The 25,459-nt window shown below is 64.4% G+C and carries 23 protein-coding genes; 7 read left to right on the plus strand and 16 right to left on the minus strand.

Annotated features, from left to right (window positions below; translation table 11 throughout):
• Positions 1 to 97: 97 nt before the first annotated feature.
• Positions 98 to 676 (plus strand): 5-formyltetrahydrofolate cyclo-ligase, encoded by a 579-nt coding sequence (locus ACRVY7_RS02345; protein WP_049698099.1) that lies wholly within the window; start codon positions 98 to 100, stop codon positions 674 to 676.
• Between the two features lie 49 nt (positions 677 to 725).
• Here the strand turns inward: ACRVY7_RS02345 and ACRVY7_RS02350 are convergent, their stop codons facing one another.
• Together ACRVY7_RS02350 and nhaA are read right to left on the minus strand one after the other, a co-directional pair.
• On the minus strand, positions 726 to 1,070 hold the full coding sequence (locus ACRVY7_RS02350) for an FmdB family zinc ribbon protein (protein WP_082933545.1): 345 nt from the start codon (positions 1,068 to 1,070) through the stop codon (positions 726 to 728).
• A 107-nt stretch (positions 1,071 to 1,177) separates the two neighbouring features.
• Positions 1,178 to 2,431, minus strand: coding sequence for a Na+/H+ antiporter NhaA (nhaA, locus tag ACRVY7_RS02355; RefSeq protein ID WP_431815846.1), 1,254 nt, complete (start codon positions 2,429 to 2,431; stop codon positions 1,178 to 1,180).
• 282 nt (positions 2,432 to 2,713) lie between these two features.
• Between nhaA and ACRVY7_RS02360 the strand changes: the two genes are divergently transcribed.
• Both ACRVY7_RS02360 and mscL read left to right on the plus strand, forming a co-directional pair.
• Positions 2,714 to 3,373, plus strand: coding sequence for an SAF domain-containing protein (locus ACRVY7_RS02360; protein WP_431815847.1), 660 nt, complete (start codon positions 2,714 to 2,716; stop codon positions 3,371 to 3,373).
• A gap of 186 nt (positions 3,374 to 3,559) precedes the next feature.
• On the plus strand, positions 3,560 to 4,393 hold the full coding sequence (gene mscL / locus ACRVY7_RS02365; RefSeq protein ID WP_431815848.1) for a large conductance mechanosensitive channel protein MscL: 834 nt from the start codon (positions 3,560 to 3,562) through the stop codon (positions 4,391 to 4,393).
• Positions 4,394 to 4,910: 517 nt separating this feature from the next.
• Here the strand turns inward: mscL and ACRVY7_RS02370 are convergent.
• From ACRVY7_RS02370 to ACRVY7_RS02395, 6 genes are all read right to left on the minus strand, one after another.
• Positions 4,911 to 5,630, minus strand: a complete 720-nt coding sequence (locus tag ACRVY7_RS02370) for an MspA family porin (RefSeq protein ID WP_431815849.1) — start codon at positions 5,628 to 5,630, stop codon at positions 4,911 to 4,913.
• Positions 5,631 to 5,707: 77 nt separating this feature from the next.
• On the minus strand, positions 5,708 to 6,352 hold the full coding sequence (locus ACRVY7_RS02375; RefSeq protein WP_049697921.1) for an MspA family porin: 645 nt from the start codon (positions 6,350 to 6,352) through the stop codon (positions 5,708 to 5,710).
• 695 nt (positions 6,353 to 7,047) lie between these two features.
• Complete coding sequence (locus ACRVY7_RS02380) at positions 7,048 to 7,701, minus strand: MogA/MoaB family molybdenum cofactor biosynthesis protein (RefSeq protein WP_431815850.1); 654 nt, start codon at positions 7,699 to 7,701, stop codon at positions 7,048 to 7,050.
• Between the two features lie 126 nt (positions 7,702 to 7,827).
• Positions 7,828 to 9,246 (minus strand): S1C family serine protease, encoded by a 1,419-nt coding sequence (locus tag ACRVY7_RS02385; RefSeq protein ID WP_431815851.1) that lies wholly within the window; start codon positions 9,244 to 9,246, stop codon positions 7,828 to 7,830.
• A gap of 171 nt (positions 9,247 to 9,417) precedes the next feature.
• A complete protein-coding gene (locus ACRVY7_RS02390; protein WP_270483191.1) occupies positions 9,418 to 10,908 on the minus strand; it encodes a sensor histidine kinase in 1,491 nt (496 codons plus the stop codon).
• Positions 10,908 to 11,594 carry a response regulator transcription factor gene (locus ACRVY7_RS02395; RefSeq protein WP_005207267.1) on the minus strand — a complete coding sequence of 229 codons (687 nt, stop codon included), beginning with the start codon at positions 11,592 to 11,594 and terminating at the stop codon, positions 10,908 to 10,910. The genes ACRVY7_RS02390 and ACRVY7_RS02395 overlap by 1 nt, the downstream gene beginning before the upstream one ends.
• Positions 11,595 to 11,768: 174 nt before the next feature.
• Here ACRVY7_RS02395 and dctA point away from each other — a divergent pair, with 174 nt between their 5' ends.
• Positions 11,769 to 13,184: a C4-dicarboxylate transporter DctA gene (gene dctA, locus ACRVY7_RS02400; RefSeq protein WP_431815852.1), complete on the plus strand. Its 1,416-nt coding sequence runs from the start codon at positions 11,769 to 11,771 to the stop codon at positions 13,182 to 13,184.
• Positions 13,185 to 13,211: 27 nt separating this feature from the next.
• On the opposite strand, the gene ACRVY7_RS02405 is transcribed toward dctA, so the two are convergent.
• Both ACRVY7_RS02405 and ACRVY7_RS02410 read right to left on the minus strand, forming a co-directional pair.
• Positions 13,212 to 14,807 carry a 4Fe-4S binding protein gene (locus tag ACRVY7_RS02405; protein ID WP_431815853.1) on the minus strand — a complete coding sequence of 532 codons (1,596 nt, stop codon included), beginning with the start codon at positions 14,805 to 14,807 and terminating at the stop codon, positions 13,212 to 13,214.
• Positions 14,807 to 15,751: an AurF N-oxygenase family protein gene (locus ACRVY7_RS02410; protein WP_431815854.1), complete on the minus strand. Its 945-nt coding sequence runs from the start codon at positions 15,749 to 15,751 to the stop codon at positions 14,807 to 14,809. Before ACRVY7_RS02410 ends, ACRVY7_RS02405 begins: the two co-directional genes overlap by 1 nt.
• Positions 15,752 to 15,994: 243 nt before the next feature.
• Between ACRVY7_RS02410 and ACRVY7_RS02415 the strand changes: the two genes are divergently transcribed.
• Entirely contained in the window at positions 15,995 to 16,765 is a 771-nt protein-coding gene (locus tag ACRVY7_RS02415) for an SDR family oxidoreductase (protein ID WP_431815855.1), read from the plus strand.
• Positions 16,766 to 16,806: 41 nt separating this feature from the next.
• On the opposite strand, the gene ACRVY7_RS02420 is transcribed toward ACRVY7_RS02415, so the two are convergent.
• From ACRVY7_RS02420 to ACRVY7_RS02430, 3 genes are all read right to left on the minus strand, one after another.
• Complete coding sequence (locus ACRVY7_RS02420; protein ID WP_431815856.1) at positions 16,807 to 17,445, minus strand: trimeric intracellular cation channel family protein; 639 nt, start codon at positions 17,443 to 17,445, stop codon at positions 16,807 to 16,809.
• Between the two features lie 122 nt (positions 17,446 to 17,567).
• Positions 17,568 to 17,741, minus strand: a complete 174-nt coding sequence (rpmF, locus tag ACRVY7_RS02425; RefSeq protein ID WP_005174583.1) for a 50S ribosomal protein L32 — start codon at positions 17,739 to 17,741, stop codon at positions 17,568 to 17,570.
• 274 nt (positions 17,742 to 18,015) lie between these two features.
• Complete coding sequence (locus tag ACRVY7_RS02430; RefSeq protein ID WP_431815857.1) at positions 18,016 to 18,984, minus strand: DUF4190 domain-containing protein; 969 nt, start codon at positions 18,982 to 18,984, stop codon at positions 18,016 to 18,018.
• A gap of 167 nt (positions 18,985 to 19,151) precedes the next feature.
• Between ACRVY7_RS02430 and ACRVY7_RS02435 the strand changes: the two genes are divergently transcribed.
• Positions 19,152 to 20,090 (plus strand): AEC family transporter, encoded by a 939-nt coding sequence (locus ACRVY7_RS02435; RefSeq protein WP_049698096.1) that lies wholly within the window; start codon positions 19,152 to 19,154, stop codon positions 20,088 to 20,090.
• A gap of 94 nt (positions 20,091 to 20,184) precedes the next feature.
• Here the strand turns inward: ACRVY7_RS02435 and ACRVY7_RS02440 are convergent, their stop codons facing one another.
• Positions 20,185 to 21,705, minus strand: coding sequence for an MFS transporter (locus ACRVY7_RS02440; RefSeq protein WP_331436472.1), 1,521 nt, complete (start codon positions 21,703 to 21,705; stop codon positions 20,185 to 20,187).
• Positions 21,706 to 21,791: 86 nt separating this feature from the next.
• On the opposite strand from ACRVY7_RS02440, the gene ACRVY7_RS02445 reads away from it, so the two are divergent.
• Positions 21,792 to 22,478 (plus strand): TetR/AcrR family transcriptional regulator, encoded by a 687-nt coding sequence (locus tag ACRVY7_RS02445; protein ID WP_431815858.1) that lies wholly within the window; start codon positions 21,792 to 21,794, stop codon positions 22,476 to 22,478.
• A gap of 42 nt (positions 22,479 to 22,520) precedes the next feature.
• Here the strand turns inward: ACRVY7_RS02445 and ACRVY7_RS02450 are convergent, their stop codons facing one another.
• Together ACRVY7_RS02450 and ACRVY7_RS02455 are read right to left on the minus strand one after the other, a co-directional pair.
• Positions 22,521 to 23,147: a DUF1707 SHOCT-like domain-containing protein gene (locus ACRVY7_RS02450; RefSeq protein WP_049698094.1), complete on the minus strand. Its 627-nt coding sequence runs from the start codon at positions 23,145 to 23,147 to the stop codon at positions 22,521 to 22,523.
• A gap of 290 nt (positions 23,148 to 23,437) precedes the next feature.
• Positions 23,438 to 25,438 carry a vWA domain-containing protein gene (locus tag ACRVY7_RS02455; protein ID WP_431815859.1) on the minus strand — a complete coding sequence of 667 codons (2,001 nt, stop codon included), beginning with the start codon at positions 25,436 to 25,438 and terminating at the stop codon, positions 23,438 to 23,440.
• Positions 25,439 to 25,459 lie beyond the last annotated feature (21 nt).

Below are 25,459 nucleotides of genomic sequence, written 5' to 3' on the forward strand. Positions count from 1 at the left end.
TGCGTAATACGTCACTTTCGAGCGCTACAGTGCGAGTGCGGATCGGGACGAGTGTATGTCGGGGCGAGTGCAGGTACGCAGAAAGGCGGAGGTCGCGGTGCCTACCCTCAAAAATCAGTTGCGCGAGGAGATAGCGGCAAAGCGACGCGACATGTCGCCGTTCGCGCGCGAACAAGCCGCGGGCGACCTCGCCGATTGGATCTACGCCGCGCCGTTCCGACTCGAATACGACGTCACCGTCGCCGCCTACGTCCCGGTCGGGACCGAGCCGGGATCACCGGCGATGCTCGATGCACTCATCGACCGTGGGGTGAGCGTCTTGGTCCCGATCGTCCCCGACGGCGACCCCGCCCCCCTGGACTGGGTCCGCTACGACGGCGCGACCACCCTGCAACCCGGACGCTGGGGACTGCTCGAGCCCTCGGGCGAACGACTCGGCGTCGACGCCGTACACGCGGCGTCGGTGGTGCTTGTGCCCGCTCTCGCGGTCGACAAGACGGGTGTTCGCCTGGGCCGCGGCGCGGGCTACTACGACCGAACACTCATCGGAAGCTCTGCTGAGCTCGTCGCCGTCGTCTACGACGACGAGGTCGTCGACGCACTGCCGTCGGGCAATTACGACGTCCCGGTCGGGTGGGCTCTCACGCCCGCCGGGGGATTTCGGAAACTCAGCTAGGGTCCGAGCCTGGAATCAGCGGCGCCCAGCAATCACGAGGACGCAGCAATCACGAAGACGCAGCGGCGCTGCTCTTCGACTCACTCTTCGACGACGTACTCGAACTGCTGCTACTCGACGACGAACTGTCCGACGACGAGCTGCTCGACGAACTCTCCGACGACGAACCGCCGTCGGACTTGCTGCTCGACGACGCCGTTTCGGAGCTCGACGAGCCCGAGCGGGAGTCGGTCCGATAGAAGCCGCTGCCCTTGAACACGATGCCGACCGAGTTGAAGAGCTTGCGCAGACGCCCTGAGCACTGCGGGCATTCGGTCAACGAGTCATCGGAGAACGACTGAACAATGTCGAACTTGTTGTCGCACTCCGTGCACGCATACGAGTAAGTGGGCACCGGTACCTCCGAAGACTTGAGTGATTCGCCACTGATTCTAACCAACTCTGGCACTCCTACATTCCGAGTGCCAAACCGGACGCCTCCCCGTTCCGCGACGGGTCCGCTCAACCGCCGATGACGTCGAGATCGGAGTCGACGACGCCGTCGCGATTCATGTCCGGATCGCGTGCTTTGCGCGCATTCCAGCGCAGCAGGACAGCGGCCGCGCACGCCGCGATCACCGATCCGACGAGTATTGCCCCCTTCGCCGGTGCGGCGTGCTGGCCCTCTTCGAAGGAGAGCTCGGCGATGAGCAGCGCAACCGTGAAGCCGATCCCGGTGAGCATCCCCACCGGGATGAGGTCGCGCATACCGATCGCATCGGGAAGCCGTAGCGGCGTGAACCGGGTCATGAGCGCGGTGGCTCCGAGTACACCGACCACCTTGCCGACGCACAACCCGAGCACAATCCCTATCGAGACCGGCTGGAGCAGCGGTTCGTCGGCTCCCACCAGCGAGACGCCGGCTGCGGCGAGGGCGAATAGCGGCAGGGCCACCGCCGACGACCAGGGACGAACCGCCTCGTCGAGCTGTTCGGTACGCGGAAGCTCTTCACCGCGGATCGTCAATGCCGGAACGACGAGGCCAAGCAAGACACCGGCGACCGTTGAATGCACACCGGAGGCGTGCATGCAGCCCCATGCGATCAGCGCCAGTGGCAACAACAACCACCGGTACGCGCGTGACAGACGGACGACGACCCCGAACACCGCGATGGCCAACAGTGCGCAGCCGAGCATCATGAAGTTGATGGAGTCCGTGTAGAACACTGCGATCACGGTGATGCCGAGGAGGTCGTCGACAACCGCGAGGGTGAGCAGAAACGTCCGCAACGCCAGCGGCAGACCACGTCCGAAGATCGCCAGGACGGCGAGCGCGAACGCGATGTCGGTGGCGGTTGGAATTGCCCAGCCGCGCAAAGCTTCTGGGTCGAGCGTTGCGACGACTGCCACGTAACACAGTGCGGGAACGACCATTCCGGCCACAGCAGCGGCGATCGGCACACCTGCCAGACGCATATCGCGCAGGCTTCCGGCAACGAACTCCTGCTTCAATTCGACGCCGACGACGAAGAAGAAGATTGCGAGCAGACCGTCGGCCGCCCACTCACTCAGCGACAGGTGCAGGTGCAACGACTCCGGGCCGATCTCGTAGGCCAGAATCTCGTGATAGGCCTCTCGCCACGGCGAATTCGCCAGGATGACCGCCACGGCCGCGCTGACGAGCAGCAGCATGCCACTGGTGGTGTCGAGGGAGAGATAGCGGCGCAAGCGCTCACGGGCGGGTGGGCGCCCATCGAACGAGCTCTCTGCGGGCATAAATGATCCTGTCGGGCGATCCCGGCGCCAAGGCCGAGATGGGTCGAATACAAACCCGGATCGAGGTCCGGGTTGCCGACCAGACTTCCCGGCACACCGTCCTCCATTCTCCCCGACGACCGGCTGTGGCACCACTCGTGCTGGTCAGGCGGCGCGTCGCCACCGGTCGCAGGTCGTGCGTGTACCGCGTCGAGTTATCCACCGACGACCACGAATAGAGGGGTTGTCCACAACCTGCCGTGGCGTCGGTTTCCGCGACCTCCTGGCGGCTACCTTGCGCGCATGCGAACAGCCCGTGGAGACAGTCTCAGCCCGCGCCTCGTCGACCGTCTGGGAGCTGCCGTGCGTCCGGGTTGGGCGAGGTCGTTGTTGATTCGACGATGCGCCGCAGCGCTACTCGTTGTGGCCGCACTGGGTTTTGCGACCCTCGGCGGGGCGGAACACGACGACGAAGCGGTCATGGTCGCCGCGCACGACCTGCTGCCGGGCACCGAACTGGCAGCAACTGATCTCGTCGTGCGTAGGGTTGGCGCCGGAATGGTCCCGGCGGGAGCACTACGTATGTCGCGCGACGGCGCGGGTAAGACGGTGACGAGCATGGTTCGAACCGGCGAGATTCTCACCGACGCACGACTTCTCTCACCCCGGCTGCCACAACAGCTGACCGGGTCGGCCGACGCCCGTCTCGTCCCGGTGCGTCTCTCCGACGACGCCGTGTCGGCGCTGTTGCGAGCGGGCGATGTGGTCGACGTCGTCGGGCCTCAGGCGGATGTACTCGCCACACGTGCCGTAGTCGCGCTGGGCACCGAGCGTCCGGTGTCGAGTGGGTTGTCGGCGCGGAATCAGGCGTCGGCGCCGGTTGTACTCGCGATGGACCAGAAATCAGCGCTCCGCGTAGCCGCAGCCGGACTCGACATCGCCCTCGCCGTAATAGTGCATTGAACTGTGCTTTCGCGATTCCTTGCACAGCATCGAAGATTCATTGCACAGGACACAACATCGTTTGGTTCCGCAACGCACATGCCTATCTCTACTAACATCACGGAGAACGGGCTGTGCACCACTGAGCAGATTCCGTCAACACCTCACCACAGGCACGTACCACCGACCGAACGAGAGGACCGGAAAGTGCTCAAGGGTTTCAGGGATTTCATCATGAAGGGCAACGTGGTCGATCTGGCCACAGCGGTCATCATCGCCACGGCCTTCACCGCGATCGTCACGGCTTTCACCGACGGCATCATCAAGCCGATCATCAACACCATCCCGTGGAGCCCGAACGAAGCCGACGGCCTCGGATTCGAGCTGGTCAGCGGCAAGTCGTCGACGTTCGTCAATATCGGTGGAGTGCTGACGGCGGTCATCAACTTCCTGATCATCGCCGCTGTCGTCTACTTCCTGATCATCGTTCCGTACAACAAGCTCGCAGAGCTCGGCGGCTTCGGCAAGAAGGCCGAGGTCACCGAGGTTGCACTGCTCACCGAGATCCGCGACCTCATGGATCCAGATGGCGTGTCGAAGGCCAAGGCCGAGGCCGAGAAGGATCTGCCCGACCACCTGAGCGACTCAGGCGGAGGCGGCGATTCCTCATCAGGTTCGGGAGCTTCCGATTCGCCCGACACGTATTCGCCGTCCTCCGACGCCTATCCCTCCGGTCGACTTGACGCTGCACCGCCCACACAGCGCCTCACGACGCCGCCACCGGCATCTCAGGCCCCTTACGAGGCGCCGTCGACCTACGGCAACCCACCGTCGTACCAGGCGCCCTCCGGGCAGCCGCAGCAGAACCCGCCGACCTACCCGGCAGGCGGCCCAGGTGCACCGCAAACCGGCTACCCGACGCCGAGCCCGGCTCCGGGCAACTATCCCCCGCCCGGCAACTACCCGCCGAGCAGTTACCCGCCGCCGGGATCGCAGTTCCCCGGCGACAATCCCGGCGACTCGGGACGCCACTCCCGCTGATCAGAAGCCGCATCGAATCGGCCACGCCCATCTCGGGCGTGGCCGTTTCGCTATGTCCAGCGGTTTGACAGCGACTTGACCATCGCATCCCAAGGTTCGGTTCCTAGGTTGAAATCCGTTGGCGCTGATCTTGATTCAGAAGGCGTCGACGAACGTCACGTCAACCGACGGCAACGTCACATCAACCCAACGGAGGAGCAACGATGCCTCAGCCTCACGGCAACCAGCGACCGGGCCAGAACAACCACGGCCGGCCGCAGCCCCAGCCGCGCCCACGTCCGCGTCCGTGGTTCCCGTTCCCCTTCTTCGGGAGCTGAACCCAGTAGCCGAGTCGATCGGTAGCTGACCGCTCGTGGCGTCCCAGACGTCACCGCGCAGACGGATTCCGCTACGTCGATGGTCAATCCCCGAGGCCATCGGCACAGCGGCACTGGCTGCGCTAAGCAAAAAAGACCGCGGGGCGGGAACCATATCGGTTCCCGCCCCGCGGTTGTGTTTTGTTGTGCGACAGGCGCGATCAGCCGAGGCTGAAGGGCTTACCCGTGTAGGTGACGATGCCCTTGACGGAGTCCGTCTTGACGGTCACCTGGACGATCGTCCGGGCTGACGCGTATCCCGCGCAGCCGTTCAGAACGAAGTGCTCCTGGCTGTAGGTGACTCCACCGGTGGAACCGGTGAAGGTCAGATTGCTGGCGGTGTAGTTGTCATCATCCTTGTTCGTCACGTCCGACGACTGAATGCTGTTTCCGAGGCTGTCACCGCTGATGAGCCAGTACTTGGTCACGCCACCGGGCCCGAGGGTCACCGACCCGTCGCCACCCGCGGAGCGACTCCAGTCGGCGTCGGTCCCACCGATGGCATTCGGGTTGGCAGCCCCCGGCTTGAACCCGCCGCCGGCTCCGAGACCGCCGGACACGCCGAAGTCAACCTGGCATCCCAGCTCATAGCCGACCTTGATGGTGCCGCCCTTGGCCTTGCCGCCCACGTTGACGCTGACCGTTCCCGATCCCCAGGCTTCGCGGCTCAGCGCACTCTGGTTGATCGAACGCTGGACGCTGATGCTCTCGTTCGAAAGCGCGATGCTGACCGGAGTTCCGTCGACAAGCGTCTTGGTGACCTTGCCGCCGGGCAGTGGCCCAGCGTCAGCGTGTCCTGCACTGACACTGCTCAGACCCATCGCGGCGGCACCCGCGACGGCGGCGACAGCCGCCAGGCGGCGAGTGTTGCTCTTCTTCATGATTCCCCTTCGTGGAATGTCAATCTGCCTACGAGCAGATAAATCTCAGAGTGAGTTGTTGAATTACCTGCTGCGGCTTAACTGACGTTGAAAGGCTGGCCGTACAGAGTGGACTTCACCAAAGGTCCGTCGACGTTCAGCGTGCCGCCCTTGGCATCGAATCCCTTGGCCGCGTAGACGGAGACGTACGAGCGTGCCGACGCGTAGCCGCCGCACTTGTCGAGAATCACCTGGAGATCGGAAACCTGGAGCGATGCCACGCCCTTGTCCGAGATGCTCATGTCGGAGAGCGCGTAGTTCGCGATCTGGCCCGGCTTGATCGGCAGAGTGACGCTGCCGCTGCCGGTTAGTCCGCCACCAACGATGTCAAAAGTGCCACCAAGGTCGAGGCTGATGCCGGAGATGTCGACCTGGCAACCGATGATGTAGCCGACGTTTACCTGGCCGCCGACACCGGCAGCGGTCTTCACGGTGTAGGTGCCGGAAATCGCCAGCCCCCGCGACAGCGGGTTGTTGGCCACTGTTCCGACTCGAGTGAAGTACTCACCGTTGCGCCAGGTCTCAACAGTCGTACCGTCGCTCGCGACGGCCTTCTTGTACCCGGGCGCGAGCTTCTGCGCCTCGGCGTGTCCCGCACCCATGCTGGTTGCGCCAATCACCGCGGCAGCGGCGACGGCGACCGCAGCAGCTCCGCGGCGCCCAAGCTTGCTGAACTTGCTCATTCGTTCCCTCTCACAGGATTCGGCTGTTATCCGAGGGAGACGAACTCGTTCCCTCGGGTTGACCTTGGCGGCTCGCGGGAATCATCGTCCACTCCGGTTAACACGGTGTTTCATCGTGCTCTCCGAGGCGTTAAAGTCCCTGCCCCCTCGTTCCACTGCTGCTGGCCGACGTTGATCGGACTGCAGGACCACGGCCCCGGCCTCCCGCAGGGACCGAGTGTTGTCGCAGCGAACGTTATCCGAGCGATATCAAGACGGGCAACAGCAACGCTCAGCGCGATCTCAAGATTCTCTTACACGATTACACAGGGAGAATTCACGTCAGCGTCAGGAAAAGTGTTAACAAATGGAAAACACCCTGCGCCCGCTATGCCGGAAGCGACATTTCACTCGTAATGCGGCGGCCGCTGGGCCCGGTACCACTCCTGAGAATCGCCTATGTGACCTTCGTCACTCTCGTCCGACGTGGTCTCGGGGAGGTCGTCGCCGAAAACGTCATCGATCCTGCGGCGATGCCTCGATTTCCGTCGTGAACCGTCCGGCGTCTCACGATTCGAGCCTTCTTGCGACATATCGACTATTCCGTCTCAGCGAGAGGGTGGCATGCTTTCGAATTCTCCGTGAACACAATGTGAACCGAAGTTATGCACACGTGCGCATTTCCTGATATTTGCGCACTATTCGATTAGCCCGACTCAGAACTCGCTGATCGACTCGATTACGTGCTTCGCGAGAGGCGCAACGGTAGCCATTCCGTCACGAACGGCCGCACGCGACTCGGCGATGTTGACCACGAGCGTCTGCCCCGAGATGCCCGCGAGCCCTCGTGACAGTCCGCCGTCTGTTGCCCCCGCAGCGAGACCGGAGCTTCGGACCGCTTCTTCGATACCGCGAAGTCGGCGGTCGAGCAGCGGCTCGGTGGCCTCAGGAGCCACGTCGCGAGCACCGACACCTACGCCACCGACCGAAACAACCAGGTCGACGCCACCGATGACCGCGGTGTTGAGCGCGTTGCGGATCTCGATCTCGTCGCCGGACACAGCAAGCGTCGCGTCGACGTGGAAGCCCGCCTCGTTGAGCAACTCGCCGACCAGCGGGCCGAGTGAATCGGCAACCTCACCGTGCGCAATCTGGTCGTCGACGACCACAACCAGTGCTCTACCGATCTCGTCGCCCAAGGTCCCGGCCGCCTCATTGCTATGGCGGGCAACGAACTCGCGCGCGGCAGCGTCCGCGGCAACCACGTCGGCGGGATCGACCTCGGAGGCCTCCAGCGCGATCGGATCGATCACGCTCGACGCGTCGTCGGTAAGGGTTGAGCCCTGCGGACTGCGGCTGGATTCGATCATGCTCGCCTCTTTCTCGTTCTCGCCTGTTCTCGCCCCTTGATCATGGTCTCAGATCAGGGGCTTCGATGATCAGTCGGCGACAGATCGCTCGGGGGCAGATGCTCGAGCGGTCGGCCGCCGGCGCCGTCAATTGGTGGTGAGCGTTCCCAGCGTCACCGACGCTGTTCGGGTCTGTCCGTTCGCCACATAGGTGACCGTCACCTTCTCGCCGGGTGCGTGGGAGCGCACCGCGGCGACCAACGCGTCACCCGACGCGATGGTCCTGTCATCGAGCTTGGTGACGACCGCATCCTTGGGGATACCCGCCTGCGCAGCTGGGCCACCGGCCGTGACATCGGAGACCACGGCGCCCGGCGTGCTCGCGGGACTGTTCGGGCGCACCGACACCCCGAGGCTGGCGTGCGTCGCCCTACCGTTGTTGTTCCGTAGTTCGTTGGCGACTCGGATGGCCTGGTCGATCGGGATGGCGAAGCCGAGCCCGATGCTGCCGCTCTGCTGCTGTTCGGACGCTCCGAGCGACGCAATCGCGGTGTTGATACCGATCAGGGCGCCCCTGGCGTTGACCAGAGCGCCACCCGAGTTGCCCGGATTGATCGCGGCATCGGTCTGAATGGCGTCGATCACCGACGTCGTGCCGCCGTCGCGCGACGTTGATACGGGACGGTTCAACGCGCTGATGATGCCCGTGGTGACGGTTCCCTGAAGCCCTAGGGGTGCGCCGATCGCGATGACCGACTGCCCGACTGCCAGGTTCTTCGACGTTCCGACATTGATGGGTAGCAGGTCGTTCTTCTCCACCTTGATCACCGCGATGTCGGAGATCGAGTCGGCGCCGATCAGTTTCGCCGCTGCGCGCGTGCCGTCTTGGAAGTTCACCTGGATCGCCGACGGCTTACCGCTGCCGGATGAACCGGCGACCACGTGGTTGTTGGTCATGATGTATCCGTCTTCGGAGAGGATGACGCCCGAGCCCTCGCCCGCCTCCGACCCGCTGACAACGTCGATCGACACCACGGACGGGAGCGTCTTGGCGGCGACCTCTTGCACCGACCCCGCGGGCGCGGCAGCAACGCTTTCGCTGTTGGTGTTCGGATCGCCGCCAAGCGGCGCCGAACTGCTCGACGTCGAATCATCGTCGGAGACCTTTGCTCCGACGACGCCGCCGATTCCTCCTGCGACCAAACCGATCACGAGCGCTCCACCGATGAGTGCTGCGAGGAGGCCGCCGCGCGACTTCTTGGGTGGCGTCGACTGGCCTGCGTCCGACGTGTCGAATCCCGACGGAGACCCGGGCTGGAAACCACCGAACGTCTGGTCCTGCGGAGTCGTCGACCCCGGCGCGCTCCACTGGTTGGGCTGCTGACCGGCGGGCGGTCCGTAGTACTGCTGCGTCGGAGGTGCGCCGAAACCTTGCTGCCCACCGAAACCCTGCTGGCCGCCGGGACTCTGCTGACCATCGCCGTGGGCCGAGCCGTACGCGGGAAATCCACCGGTCTGCGGGTCGTTTCCGTACGGATTCCCCCCGTGCGGGCCTCCACCTGTCATCGTCGCGCTTCTTTCCTCGCCTTGTTCGGACCGCGCCTTGCCAGACGGCGGACCGATCGACCGATATTCGACGCCGGACAGCGTTCTCGTCCAGCGCTCACTTGTGGCTCAACACTATGGGACCCGCTGCTCGGGTAGGTAAGCGATAGGCCTACGTGTCGTCTCCCGAAACTATTGACGAATCACCTTCGGCGAAGGTTCCACGGGCGTCGGTCGGCCGGGCAGCGTCATCGTGATCATCGCGCCACCGAGACTCGATTGATCAGCGCGGACGGTCCCACCCATCCGGTCGACGACCTGCCGCACGATTGCGAGGCCGAGCCCGGAACCCGGCATCGACCGCGACTGCGTCGACCGATAGAAACGTTCGAACACCAGCTCGCGGTCCTCCGGTGGGATACCAGGGCCTGCGTCGGAGACGGCGAATTCGGCCGTACCGGTGTCGAGTTGTCGCAGCGTCACAAGCACCGAACGCCCACGCGGACTCCACTTGGCTGCGTTGTCGAGCACGTTGACCACCGCACGCGAGAGCCCGTGCTGCTCACCGAACACGAACCACGGCTCGAGATGCACCTCGAATTCGACGTCGACGCGGCGTCGACGCACTCGTTCGAGCGCTGTTTCGACGAGTTCGTCGAGGTCGACCTCCTCGAAGACCACCTCCGGGGTGTCCTCGCGCGCGAGGTCGACGAGGTCGCCCACCAGAGTCGACAGTTCCTCGATCTGCGCCACGATGTCGGAGCGGAGTTCGATCATGTCGGCCGCAGGCACCGCGGGTGCGCCGGGTTCGCTTGCGGCCATGAGCAATTCGAGATTCGTACGCAATGACGTGAGCGGAGTACGCAATTCGTGACCTGCGTCGGCAACGAGACGCGCCTGCTGGTCGCGTGACTGTGCCAGCGCGTGCAGCATGGTGTTGAAACTCTCGGTGAGACGGGCAAGTTCGTCGTTTCCCGCAACAGGAATCGGAGTGAGATCCTGCGTGCGGGCGACCCGTTCGGTAGCGCGCGTGAGACGGGCGACCGGTCGAAGACCCGCGCGCGCGACTGTCGTGCCGGCAACCGCCGCGAGCGCGACACCACCGCAACCGACGACGAAGAGCACCCACGCCAGTCGTTTGAGGACACGATCGGTGTGCAACAGACTCTGCGCGAGGATGAGGGTGTTGCCGTCATCGAGCTTGCGCGCGAGCACCCGCTGATTGTTGACCGTCCGCAGACTCTGCAGGTTGTTTCCCGGATTCGACGGCGAGCGCGCGACTTTGCGTTCCACGTCCTCGAACGGCACCGAGCCGACGAGGTAGGTCTGGCCGCTCGGTTTCACCAGCGCGAGAGAAATGTTGGTGGAGAACACCGTTCCCGCCACCAGCGACTCGGGCCTGTCGTTGAGTGTCCCCATCTTCGCGAGCGCGGTCATGCCGTCGGCGCGGGACTCGAGTTGGTTGTCGACCTCGTTGTACATCGCGCGATACACCACGAAATACGCGGCAGCGGCCATCAAACTCACCGAGACCAGAACGACCGTCGCCGACAACAGCGTGACGCGTAGACGCAGCGAGACCAACCGGGTCAAGGGCATCGGGTCGCGCATCTCGCCTGACTTGCCCTTCGGACGCACCCGCAACCACAGCCGTGCGAGGCGGAGTCGAAGCACAGACGGCACTACGGCGGCGTCTCACGTAGCACGTAGCCGACGCCGCGCACGGTGTGGATCAGCCGCGACTCGCCGTCGGCTTCGGTCTTACGACGCAGGTAGCCGACGTAGACCTCGAGCGCGTTGCCCGAGGTCGGGAAGTCGTATCCCCACACTTCCTCGAGGATGCGGCTGCGCGAGAGCACTCGGCGCGGATTGGCCATCAGCATCTCCAGCAGCGCGAACTCCGTGCGGGTGAGACTGATCTGGCGTTCGCCGCGTGACACATCGCGGGTCACCGGGTCGAGCGAGAGGTCGGCGAAGGTGAGCGCCTCCGAGTCGGCGTCTTCCTCGGGTGCCGCGCGGCGCAGGAGTGCGCGCAGCCGCGCGAGCAGTTCCTCGAGGGCAAATGGCTTGGGCAGGTAGTCGTCGGCGCCCGCATCGAGGCCGGACACCCGCTCGGAGACGGTGTCGCGGGCGGTGAGCACCAGGATCGGCAGGTCGTCGCCGGTCGACCGGAGTCGACGACACACTTCGAGACCGTCGAGCCGGGGCATCATCACATCGAGAATCGCCACATCGGGCCGTTCGGCCACGATCTTCTCCAGCGCTTCGATGCCATCACCCGCCGTGTCGACGGTGTATCCGTTGAACGTCAGCGAGCGGCGCAGCGACTCGCGGACCGCCCGGTCGTCGTCGACAACAAGAATGCGCATGTAGATAGTCTTATCCACTTCGACTGAGAACCCGCTGAGCAACTCGCGGATTACCCCTAACTTCGTGACGCCGGGCGGGCCGTCGACGTACGACGTCGGGCACTCGGATGGGTTGTTACCTGTGCGCAACAGCTCGCTCACGGTGCCGCACCCGAGGCGTCGGACACTTGCGCGATGACAACAGACATCGCTCTCTCGGAAGGTCCGGTCGAGTCGTCGAAAACACCGTGGTACCGATCGATGTTCACCTGGTTGCTGGTGGCGATCGTCGCGGGCATCGTCGTCGGCGCGGTCTGGCCGGACTTCGGCTCTGCTCTCAAACCGCTGGCAGACGGTTTCATCAAGCTGATCAAGATGCTGATCGCGCCGATCATCTTCTGCACGGTCGTGCTCGGTATCGCACACGTCGGCGATATGAAGGCCGTCGGGCGGATCGGGATCAAGGCACTCATCTACTTCGAGGTCGTCACCACGTTCGCCCTGATCTTCGGGCTCGTGATCGGCAACATCGTCAAACCCGGCGCCGGTTTCAACGTGAATCCCGAAACCCTGGCGACCGGAGCCGAAGCCGTCGCGAAGAAGACCAGCGACGGCGAACTCCCCCACACCGTCGAGTTCTTGATGAACATCATCCCGACGTCGGCGATCTCGGCCTTCGCCGAGAACGAGCTACTGCAGGTGCTGTTCTTCGCGGTCCTCTTCGGACTCGCGTTGGCCAAGGTCGGCGCGAAGGCGCCCATCGTGCTCGGGTTTGTCGACCAGTCCAGCCACGTCTTCTTCACCATGATCGGCTGGATCATGAAGCTGGCTCCGCTCGGAGCGTTCGGCGCGATGGCGTACATCATCGGCCAATACGGCATCTCGTCGCTGGGCAGCTACGGCAAACTCATCGCATGCTGCTACCTCGCGGCGGTGCTGTTCATCCTGGTTCTCGGGGTGATCGTCCGGGTTTTCGCAGGCGTCAACCTGTGGAAGTTCATCGTCTACATCAAGGACGAGCTGTTCGTCGCACTCGGCACCGCGTCGACGGAAGTGGTGCTGCCGCGCATCATGACCAAGCTGACGTACGCGGGGTGTTCGCGGTCCGTCACGGGACTCGTTGTCCCGACCGGCTATTCGTTCAACCTCGACGGCGCAACCCTGTATCTCTCGATCTGTGTGCTGTTCCTCTCACAGGCGATGGGCGTGCACCTCAGCCTCGGCGAGCAGTTGACCGCGGTGCTGGTGCTGATGCTGACGTCGAAAGGCATGGCAGGCGTACCGGGTTCGTCGTTTCTGGCATTGTCGGCCACGATCTCGGCCATCGGTCACGGATCGATTCCCGTTGCGGCCGTTGCCCTTCTGCTCGGCGCCGACCGCATCATGGACTCGATGCGGGTGTCGGTGAACCTGATCGGCAACTGCGTTGCCACCTTCGTCGTGGCCGCGTGGGAAGGCGAACTCGACAAGGAGAGAATGACACTCGTGCTCGACGGCCAGCCGGTTCCCCCGCTCGAGGAAGCCAACCCGCTCACCGGCGAGAAGCAACTACTCCCCGAGGAGGAGGGACTCGGCCTGCACACCGTCGAGTCCGAAGCCAAGCAGGACTAGGCGGGGCAGGTCGAATGCCCAGGGCTGCTACCGCTTACGCCAGCCGGCGGCGCCGACCATGTCGCCCACGCGGGTGAACTTCACCCGCGGACGGCCCTGTTCGGAGCCGCGTCGACGTTCGATCCGGTCGATTGCGCGCATACCTCGATAGCCGATCACGTGTCGAGTTCGCTTGCGCAGCAACGAGGTGAACTCGCCGCGCTGTCGCTTGGTGCGAGTCAACTTGCCGTCGACCGCGTCGCGGATGAAGTCCTCGACAGTCAGCTGGGCGCACTTCTTGTTGGCCCCGATGCCGCCACTCGGACCACGCTTGGCCCAGCCGAGCACGTACGAACCGGGAATGATCTCGCCCGAGTCGTCGAGCATCCGTCCGTCGACGTTGGGGAACAGTCCACGAGCGTCGTCGAAGGGAAGTCCCGCGATGGGAACCGAGCGGTATCCGATGCTGCGCACCGCGAGGTCGGCGTCGATCCGATGTGTCTGCCCGCCGGTCGTGACGGTCACGCCTTCGACACGCTCGTCACCGAGGATCTCGTCGGGAGTGCTGTGGAACAGGAACACAATTCGTCGGTGGTCGGGGTCCGCGGGGCCGGTGAGGTCGGGAACTCCGGCTCCGTCGGCGTCGTCGACGACGAGCACCTCGACACCCGGAATCGTCGACAGCGCACGGTATTCGGCCGATGTGTAGGCGGCGTGCGCCTGATCTCGACGACCGAGCAGGACAACCTCGTGGACGTTCTGCTCCTCCAGGATGCCCAGCGCGCGGTCGGCAATGTCGGTGGTGGCCAACAGTTCCGGTGGCGACACGAGGATTCGCGCGACGTCGAGAGCCACGTTTCCGGTTCCGACGATGACGGCGCGGCCACTCGCTGGATCGGCGTCGGTCGAGCGTCGGATCGGCGGAGCCGCGTCGGCACCCGGAACCGCGTTGTACCAGGCGACGAGTTCGGTCGCCGACGTCGAGCCGGGTAGATCCTCACCCGAAATACCAAGGCGCCGTGACTCGCTCGCGCCGACCGCGTAGAACACCGCGTCGAAGTGCTCGGCAAGTTCGGCGGGCGTGATCTGACCGTCCGACTCGCCGACCTCGACGTTGGTCGCCATCGTGACGCGCGGATCGCGGTAGAGCAGATCGAATCCGCGCAAGACCCCCTTGGTGCCGGGATGGTCGGGGGCGACGCCCGCACGAACCAGGCCGCCGGGGGTCGGCAGTTTGTCGATGACGGTGACCGACGCCTCGGTGCGGTCGAGCAGGGTACGCAGCGCGTAGCCGCCCGACGGTCCGGTTCCGACCAGCGCAACCCGAAGTCCCGCAGGCAATTTCGGAATCTCCGGGTAGACCACGTCGGACCAGCCCGACTTCACGTCCGGGTTGTTCTTGTAGTAGTCGGCGTTGATCTCGATGAAGACCTTGTCCCTGGTGCCGAGGTTCTCGGCCGGGAAGATCGCGTCGACGGGGCACGCATCCGCACACGCACCACAGTCGATGCATGCCTGCGGGTCAATGTGCAGGATGTCTGAGGTGCCGAAACCGCGCTCCTCCGGCGTCGGATGGATGCAGTTGACCGGACACACGGATACACATGCTGCGTCGCTGCAGCAGGACTGAGTGATGACGAACATCAGAGCATGTGCACTTTCCGGTAGTAGTACGCGGCGGGCTTGGTCAGCAGGCCGACCTCGTCGAGGAACTCCATGAGGTGCGCACAGCTACCGCGGATCATCGAGTGGAAGTGCGAGTTGGTATTCATCTCTGCGACAGCACGATCGGCGTCGAGCCCGGCGTCGACGAAGGCCTGACGCTGCACGAGGCTCGACACGATGAAGTATCCACCGAGCGCGACGTAGAGGGCGCTGAACTGACGGCGGAACCAGCCGACACCCTTCATCGAATCGCGGACCTCTTCACGCGCGAACTTCATGTGGCGCGACTCTTCGAGGACGTGAATCTCGTTGACGGTACGGATGAACGGGAGCACCCGCTCGTCGCGCATGCAGCCGCGCTGGAAGACGTCGAGAACCTCTTCGGCGACCAGGATGCCTGCGAACGCGACCTCGTTCTTGGCGGTCCGCTTGAACAGCTTGCCCGCGCGGCCAACCCATTTGGTCGGCTTGTACGACGTGCCGACCATCTTCTCCGACGCCTTGGCGAACATGATCGAGTGACGGCACTCGTCGGCGATCTCCGTGAGCGCGAACTGGAACTCATTGCTGTGATAGGCACCGAGGTACTGGTCGCGGATGACCATCTCCTGCAGGATCATCTCGAACCAGATGCCGATGTTCATGATCGACGCGAACTCGTGACGGGTCACCGAGATCCGCTGTTCCTCGGTCATCTCGTCCCAATAGTCCGTGCCGTAGAGCGACGACCACTCCGGGCTGCACCCGTACTTGGTCGGGTCCATCGGGAGGCTCCAGTCGATCTCCGTCATGGCGTTGCGCGACAGCCGCGCCGCCGAAGCAAGGAGACGCTCGGACACGGCGTCGGCACCCTCGTCACGAATACTCACGACATTGCCGACGACGTCGCCGGTGGGCTCGGTGCGGTCCATTGCAGCAGTCATGATGCTCGACTTCCCATCTCCGCCCTCGGCGGAACTTGGCGACCTGGATTCACTGGCACAGCAGTAAGGTGATGACGATCTGTTTCGTATCAACAACCAGTGTCATATCAACAACCGATGTCATATCAACGCTTGTTGTCAAGATAGCACCCCGGTGTGACGTAGTAAACAACTCGGACATCTATACTGGCGAGTAAGTTACGGAAGCGGAACGTCGTCGCAGTTCAGAAGGGCAGGAACCTCATGTCATCGATCTTCATCACCGGCGGGGCCGCGGGTATCGGCCTGGCCACGGCGGAGCGTTTCGCACGTGAGGGGTGGACCGTCGGCGTGTACGACGTCGACAACGACGCGCTCGAGAAGGTGAAGGCGAACCACCCCGATTTCATTACCGGCAAGATCGACGTCCGCGACCCCAAGGAATGGGACGACGCCCTCGCCGACTTCACCGCACACACCGGCGGAACCCTCGACGTCCTCGACAACAACGCCGGTGTACTCACAGAGGGCAAACTCGCCGACATCTCCCCCGACGCCGTGCGCCGCCAGATCGACATCGACGCCCTTGGCGTCACACTGGGCGCTCAGGCCGCGCACAAGTACCTCAAGAAGACGCCGGGATCGCACCTGGTGAACATCGCGTCGGCGTCGGCGATCTACGGGCAGCCGGGCATCGCCACCTACAGCGCCAGCAAGTTCTACGTCGCGGGTCTCACCGAGGCGCTCGAACTCGAGTGGGAACCCGACGGCATCCGCGTCGTGAGCATCTGGCCGCTGTGGGCCAAGACCGCGCTGGCGGCCAACGACGCCAAGTCGACCAAGACGCTCGGCGTGCGGATCACGCCCGAGCAGGTCGCCGACAAGATCTGGGAGTCGGTCCATCCCACCAAGAACGATCTGCGGCTGCACCGCACGAGCTACTCCGTCGGCACCCAGACGCTCGTGCTGGGCAACGCGGCGAAATTCATCCCCAACTCGCTCAACCGACTGGTGAACAAGGTCATCGCTCAGTAGTCACCGCGAGACGGGCGGTGAGGAAGGTATATCGCCGCCCGTCATCCGCGACGACGCCAGTTGTAGCCAACGCCGCGTGGCGCCATCGGCAGTCGCCAACCGAGAATGAGCGCAACCAGACGTAGCAACGCGCCGACGACGAGTCCTGCGACGACCCAGACCTGCGACGGCAGATCGGAGTACGTCCTGCCGATCGCGACCACGGCCGCAGCGACGATTGCGGGCACTGCGTAGAGATCGGCTGGTTGCAGCAGCAACGGAATCTCGTTGGCGAGCACGTCACGCAGCACGCCGCCGCCGATCGCTGCCAGCATCCCGATGAGGGTTGCGGCGAAGGCGTGCGCGTGATGATCGATCGCGATACTCGCACCGGTGGCCGCGAACAATCCCATACCTATCGCGTCGAGGACGACAATCGTTCGACGCAGCAGCGCAAACGACGGGTGGAAGATCACCGTCACCAGTGCGGCGATCAGGGCTGTCGTGACAGGGACCCAATTGTCCAGCGCCGAGGGCGGCGTGATGCCGAGCAGAAGATCGCGCAGTATGCCGCCGCCGACTCCGGTCAGCACGGCGACCGTCGCGATCCCCCAGATGTCGAAGTCCTTGCGGATTCCGACCAGCGCTCCCGACGCAGCGAACACCCCGATACCCACGATGTTCAAGATCGCGAGCAGCATCGGCACCTCGCTTTCACGGCGTACTTCTCTAGCGGCGTACTTCACAGAACAGCACAACTGCCGCAACGTCTGGGACGTTGCGGCAGTTGTGCTGGATTTAAGTCGCTGAGGTTATGTCGCGATCAGCGGCGGTCGAGATCGATGATGCCAGCGCGCGCAGCCTTGACCAGACGACGCGGGATGCGCTGAGCGACACCGTTCACCTTGACCTCCTGCAGCGCGGGGTTGTCCGCTTTCCACTGCGAACGACGGCTGCGGGTGTTGGCCCGCGACATCCGGCGCTTCGGTACAGCCATGGTTGTGCCCTTCTCTACTGTGTCCTTACGGACTGTGTGTCACTGTGGTCCTCGCGGACAGGTCACTGTGGTCCTCGCAGACCTGCAACCGCGGCCCTCGCGGACCGTGCCCTCAGGTCGTCCGTTCTCCACAGAGTGGAGCGTCGACCGGCGTGGTGGACGTGCCACGCAACCCTCGGGCGCAGCACGCAACCTCTCTAGACTACCGGTCGCGCGGTCAACCTCCAAAACGACCGAGCTGACCGGCGCCGACGTCGGGTGCGAACTGTCACCGTCAGTACGTCGAGGTGTCGCTCAGATCCAGGTTGATCGCGTTCACGCCGACCAGAATCCAGTAGAGCACGCCGATGATCACGCCGATCGCGCCGACGATGATGCCCGCCAGCGCCATGCCGTCACCCGTCTGGGTTCCGTTGGAGTCACTGATCTGTTTACGAGCGACAAAGCCCAGCACGAGGCCGACTGCCGGAACGACGATAGTGAAGCAACACGCAAGGGTTCCGACGACCGACACGATCAGCGACGCGATCGCCATGCCGTTCGTCGTCTGTCCCGCTGCCGGGTAGCCCGGCTGACCGTACGCGGGTTGCCCGTACGCCTGCTGACCGTAGCCGGGCTGACCATAGGCGGGCTGGCCATACGCCTGCTGACCGTAGCCGGGCTGACCGTACGGGGACTGGCCGTAGCCCGGCTGACCGTACGGGGATTGCTCGGCGGACGGCTGACCAAAACCCTGCGGGGTGCCATAGTCGGGCTGCGCCGAGGGCTGGCCGTACTGGGGTGTCTGGCCGTAGTCGGGTGTCTGACCGTACTGGGGAGCCTGGCCGTAGTCGGGTGTCTGACCGTACTGAGGAGCCTGCGCGCCCGAGCCATAGTCGGGCGTCGAACCGTACTGAGGAGCCTGCGCGCCCGAGCCGTAGTCCGGCGTCGAACCGTACTGGGGCGGTTGATAGGTCGGCTCGCCCTGTGGGGGCTGGCCGTAGGCGGACGGGTCGAACTTGGTTGTCGGAGACTCAGGCGTACCTGCGCTCGGCGTCGAACCCGGTCCTGCTGAACCCGATGCCGCCGAACCCGATCCCGAAGAGTCGGCGGGGTTGGGCCGCTTGATCAGCGAGGTGGCATCGTCGCTCGAAGTCGCCCGTGGTGCGTCAGCACTTGGTGAACCGGCGCCGTCGGAGCCGGTCGGGGTCTTGTCGGGACGCTCTGGATCCGATGCGTTCGAACCTCCGTGCGGAGTGGACATCTGCGTTCACCTCTCTGGGTTCGCCTCTGTGGGATTCGCCGTCGGCGTCATCGCCGCGCCGACCGTACTGCTAGAGGGACCGTGCACGCCCAAAAGGGCCAGGCCACTCCAAACCTGACGCCAGCTTAGTGAAAGCACACAAAGTGCGGCTGCATACACTCATCCGAGTGTCAGGCGTCGTCTCCGGTTTCACCGTCATCTTCATCCTGGTGGCCATCGGATTCGCCCTGGGGCGGACGCAGGTCCTCGGTGAACACGCACATGACGTGCTGTCACGACTCGTGTTCTTCGTCTGCACGCCAGCACTGCTGTTCACATCGTTGGCGACTTCCGATCTCTCGGTCATCTTCTCGTCGACGCTCGTCATCGCGGGAGTCTCGGCGTTTGCCACCGGAACGCTCTACATCGTGCTCGCACGCGGGCTACTGCGGCGTCGCGACATACCCGAGCTGACCATCGGCGCACTCTCGTCGTCGTACGTCAACAGCGTCAATCTCGGTCTGCCGATAGCGATCTTCGTTCTCGACGACGCCTCGTTCATCGCACCGCTGCTGCTGTTTCAGATCCTGATCTATTCGCCGCTGGCGTTGGGCGTACTCGACGTCACGGCGCTCGACCGCACCGCGGGAAAGTCGGTGCTGCGCGACACCGTGCGACTCCCGCTGACCAACCCGATCGTCATCGGAGGGCTGATCGGAGTGGTCGTCTCGCTGATCGGGTGGCATCCGCCGACCGCGATCCTCGAACCGATGAAAATGCTCGGCAGCGCGTCGGTGCCCGCAGCGCTCCTGGCCTTCGGAATGTCGCTGACAGGCGTGCCACTGTTCAAGAAAGGACAGAGTCCACGGCGCGAGGTCGCGCTCGCGACCGTGCTCAAGATGCTGTTCATGCCCGCACTGGTGTACGTGGTCGCGCGATGGGGCTTCGGCGAGTCGGGACACACATTGTTCGCGCAGGTCGTGATCGCAGCATTGCCGACCGCCCAGAACGTGCTGGTCTACGCGACGCGCTACCGGCGGGGGCAGGTGCTCGCACGCGACACCGCGCTGCTCACCACCCTGGTGTCGATCCCTGTTATCGCGGTGATCGCCTGGTTGCTGGCCTGACAGTTCTGGTTGCGTGGGATCCTCGGGTGCATTTTTGTACCTCTACGTCCCACACAACTTGGGCCGGGTCCCCCGCAACGCGGCCGCGAACAGGTCAGTCGACGTCGACCGACCCGGTCGCGAACTCACCCGCAGCACCGAGCGCGATCTCTTCTTCACGCTGATGCGCCGTGAGGTGGTGCCGGCTTCGACGTGGAATCCCGAAGAGCGCAAGCAGGGCAGCGAGCGCGAACGCACCCGCGCCGAGCAGGAACGCCACGCGGTAGGCATTCTCCGTCGGAAGCGAGACCGCGGTGCCTCCGACGAAGTGAATCGCGACCTCGGCAGCGAGCACGGTGATGATGACCGCGCTGCCGATCGCGCCACCGACGGTGCGCATGATGGAGTTGATCGAATTGGCGATGCCGGTCTCGTGCGGTTCGACGTTCTCGACCAGGAGTGCCGGCATAGCCGAATATGCCGCGGCCACAGCCACATTCGCAACGATGAGTCCCGCGATCATCTCACCGGTGTTCTCGTGCAAGAAAGTCAGCATGAGCATCCCGACGACACCGATCACGGTCGCGCCAAGCAGCACGACTCGAGGACCCACCCGTCCGACCAGCCCTCCCGCCACCGGTCCGACGAGGATCGACACGATCGCGCCGGGAAGCATGAACGCAACACTCGTCCGTAGGACCGAGGCACCGAACCCGTAGCCCGCCAACGCATCCGGCGTCTGCACAAAGTAGGTCGCGCCGAGGAACACGCTGAACATCGCGAACCCGACACACAACGACGCAACGTTCGTGGCGAGAACCGCTCGTTGCTTGAGCAAGTCGACGGACACCAGCGGCTCGCCGCGTCGACTCTGCAGTGCCCAGAAACCGATGAGCACGACGACGGCGGCGATATAGAACCCGATCACTCGTGCCGACCCCCAGCCCCAGGTGTGGCCCTGCGACGTCGGCAGCAACAGACACACCAGGCCGACCGCGAGCACCAGCGCGCCGAAGTAGTCGACGCGTCCGCCCGCTCCCGGTCGAGACGGAATCGCGAAGATGACCAGCGCCAGAACGACGACCGCCATCGCGACGCACAGCCAGAAGATGCGACGGTAGTCGGCATTTCCCTGTGTGAGCAGACCTGTTGCCACAAGCGCCAGCCCGCTGCCCACTCCCAACGACGACGCGGTGATCGCCATCGCGCCGGTGAGACGTTCGCGGGGCAACTCTTGCCGCAACACGCTGATCGCCAGCGGGAAGAGCCCGAAACTCGCACCCTGCAACACTCGACCGACGATCAGCCACTCGATCGAATCCGCCAGAGCTGCAATGAGACTGCCCACCAGCGTGATGACCAGCACCGCGACGATCACGCGCTTGTGCCCGTAGACGTCGCCGAGACGACCGAACAGCGGAGTGAATGCCGACGCCGCAAGCATCGTCGCCGTCGTCACCCACCCGACCGTCGTCAGCGAGACGCCGAGTTGCTGCCCGATCTGCGGCAGGGCGGGCACCGCGAGGGTCTGAATCATCGAGAGCAACAGCACGGACGCCGCCGCGGCAACGACGATCAGTGATGTCGACGAGCGCACCTTCGAGGGCGCCTGCTCCTGAGCTGCCGCTTGTGTCATAGAAGCCAATCTAGAACAGAATCGACGCTGCGTCGATTTTTATCGACGACTAGTCGAAATTGTCCGGATTTCCTACTATGGGATGTATGACGACCAAGGCGCCCGACGATCCGCAGGCCCACCCGGCCCGTCGTAGAGGTGCTCGCACCAAAGGCGACGAGCGTGAAGACCAGATACTGAGCGCGATGCGTTCGCTTCTCGCCGATCATCCGATCGACGACGTCACCATCGACGACATCTCTTCTGCGGCGGGCATTTCGCGAACCAGCTTCTACTTCTACTTTCCGTCGAAGCAGGCCGTTCTCACGACGCTCATGGAACGGATCTGGGACGACTTCGCCAGCACTCACGACTGGTTCGACGCCGACGGACCCGACGCCGACGGCCTGCGCGAGCAACTCGGCGCCGTCGCCGCGATCTGGAAAACGAACGGATCGATCATGGCGTGCGCAGCCCAGACCGGATACACCTCCGGTTACGCGCCGCTCCAGGACTTCCTCGCGAGAGCGCGCGCCCGATTCGTCGAACGACTCGCGGCCAAGATCGAGCGCGATCGATCAGCAGGACTGGCACCCGACGGTCCGCCCGCAGCAGACTTGGCACTTCTCGTGGCCGTGATGCGCGACGCGGGCCTGAGTGAACTGACATCGTCTACGGCCACTACGCCGGCGGGCGACGGACAAAGTTCAACCGCCACCACTGCCGACGACGACGCCGCGCTGGACACACTCACCATTGCGATCCTGCGGATGATCTACGGTCGCATCGACTGACGACGCCGCGCGGGCGCGATCAGCGACGCCGCGCGGGCGCGATCAACGACGCTCCTTGCGCTTCACGTCCACGCCACCCATCAACGCGAATCCGGTCACACGGACCGTCGGGGCCCCCGGACGCCCGGGCCCATCGGCCTTGCTCTCGAATCCGCCCATGATGGCGAGACCACCGACTTCGAGGGTCACATCCGGCGGCACGATGACGTCGACGCCACCCATGATCGCCACACACTGGACAGTCAGCACCGGTTCGGTGAACTCGACTTCGCGTAGGTCGATCTCGACCCCGCCCATGATCGCTGTCGCCTCGAGCTGATCTGCAACCGACGCATGGCCTTTCAGCTCTGAGCCGGACATGATGGCGAGGCGATGGCGCACCGGCTTACGTCCCGATCCCGTACCGGGACGCGTCACACCTGTCGGGTACGGATCGCCTGGCCGCGGCAGGGGCACGCCGAGTTGCCCGACGGGAAGATCGTCGGTTAGCGCATCGAGATCGCCGAAAGTCTTTGCGGTAGAAGCCTTCAGCGCCCGCTCCTCGTACTCACTCGGCGTCAGTGCGCCACTCGTCATCGCCGCGGAGAGGATTTGGTGGACGAGTTCGCGGTCGGCGTCGGCTGCTCTGAGTCGGTGATCCGGCGCGGGTGTGTCGCCGGTGGCCGCGATCTCGTACTGGGCCGTCTCGTACTGGGCGGGACCGGGCTTGGTCAGATCAGGTTTGGTCAGATCAGGTTTGGCGGGCTCAGCGTTGGCCGGCTCAGGCTTTGTCAGATCCTGCCCGGTCGATTCAGGAGCTGCCGGGTCATGCCCGGTCGAATCGGGTTCTGGCAGTTCAGGCTCTGGCAGTTCGGCGGGAACGCTCATACCGTCGACGTTAGTGATCGCATCCTGCGCCCAACACCCTGAAACACCCTGACTAGTCCCCTGATTTCTCCTGGATCAGCCCCGGGCCGCGATCAGCCGCGGCGCGGACGTCGTGACCGCAGGTAGTCTCCGACCACTGCGGCACCGAGTCCGTCGACGTCGGGAGCAACAACCCGACCACCGATCCTGCGGGCGATCTGGTCCATGAAGTGCGCGAGGCCGGGGTCCTCTCCCAGTCGGAAGAACGTGACCTGCGCTCCCATCCGTGCGACGTGGTCGAGTTCGCGCACGGTAAGCGCGATGGTCTGCGGGTGAGGCGGATAGAAGAAGAACGGCTCGCCGCTTGGGTCGAGGTGCGCGGTGGGCTCGCCATCGGTGACGACGAGGACAACCGGCTGCGCGTTGGGGAATCTGCGCAGGTGCCGCTGGGCGAGCAGCAGTGCGTGATGCAGGTTGGTCCCCTGCTCCATCCGTGGCTGTAGCCCGGTGAGTTCGGCGATGTCGATGCTCCGGGCATACCGTCCGAAGGCGATCACTTCGAGCTCGTCGCTGCGAAACCTGGTGGAGATCAGGTGATTCAGCGCGATCGCGGTCCGCTTCATGGGCGTCCAGCGGCCCTCCATCTCCATCGAGAACGACGTGTCGACGAGCAGCACCACGGCGGCCTGTGTCCGGGCCTCGGTGTCAGCTACCTCGACGTCGCGGACGGAGATGTGCACACCGTCGCGAGCCATCGCCGACGGCGCGTGCGCGGGGTCGGAACTCTCGGTGATGGTGCGCAGCACCGCATTCGAGACTGTTCGCGTGACATCCCACGGGTCGGTGTCGCCGAACTCCCACTCGCGCGTCGCCCCGGTCGGCTCGCCGAGCAATCCCGATTTGCGGGTCTGCCGGTCGCCCCGACGCCCCGACATCTGGTCGGCGATGTCACGAAAGATGGTCTGCCCCAACTGCCTCATCGCCTTGGGGCTCAGGCGCAGAGTGCCGTCGGACGTACGGTCGAAGAATCCCTGCTCGGTCAACGCCTTCTCGAGCTCGGCGAGTGTTCTGGCGTCGACGGCTGCCTGGTCGCCGAGTTGTCGTGCGAGGGCGTCGAGGTCGATGTCGTCCATGCGCGCACCGGCGTACTGCTGCGAGAGTTGCTCGGAGAGCGCGTCGAGTTCGGAGATGTCGTGCAGCGCCGCCGCACCCTGCCCCAGTCCCATCTGCTGATCACCCGAGAACGACTCGCCGCCGTCCCAATCGAGGCCCGGCCTGGCCTCCCGCAACGCCGAATCCATTTGCGCGAGTTGATTCATAAGATCGGGTGAGCCGAACGCCTGCTGAGCGAGCTGATCGAGTTCTGCTCGTTGTTCGGGCGTGAGCGAGTTGTAGAACTGCTGCGCCGCCGCGGCACGTTGTGCGAGCGAGTCGATGAGTTCCTCAGTGTTGCGCGGGTTTTCGGGGAAGTACTCGCCGTGCTTGCGCATGAAGTCGTCGAATTGCTCAGAGGTGTCCTCGCCACGATTGTGGGCGTCGAGAAGCTTGTTGAGGTCTGTGAGCATCTCGGAGATGGCCTCACGGTCCTGGTCGGAGGCACCCTCGAGCGCTTCCTTCATCCCCGCGAAACGCTGGTCGAGCAGTTCCCGGCCCAGCAGATCCTTGATCTTCTCGAAGTCCTCGCGCGCCTGCGGGCTCCGCCAGTTGTACTCCGACAGTTCCTCGACGGCCTGAGCAGTCGAGGGCGGCAGACTCCCGATCTGCATCTCGGCGAAACGCGCGTCGTCGTCGAGGTCGCGTGCGAGTTGTTTACGCTCCTCGAGTACCGCGCGGTCGAGGAGTTCTCGGATCTCGTTGAACGTTCCGTCGAGGTTCCGTTGCTTCAACAGCTCCTGCCGCCGACGATTGACCTCTTCGCGCAGCTTGTCCAGGCCGCGCATGTCCGACGTTCCGCGGCGCAGGAATTCGCGGAGCGCGCGCTGCGGCGACGCTCCCGCCATCACGTCGTCGCCGATCTCCTCGAGCGCTTCGCGTAGATCGACCGGCGGCGCGAGCGGGTCGGGGCCACCGGTGTACCGCTGGTAGCGGGAACGGTGAAAGTTCTTCTGAGCCATGTGTATACGTCCAGCCCGATG

Source organism: Gordonia jacobaea, from assembly GCF_965344965.1.
Classification (GTDB): Bacteria; Actinomycetota; Actinomycetes; order Mycobacteriales; family Mycobacteriaceae; genus Gordonia; species Gordonia jacobaea.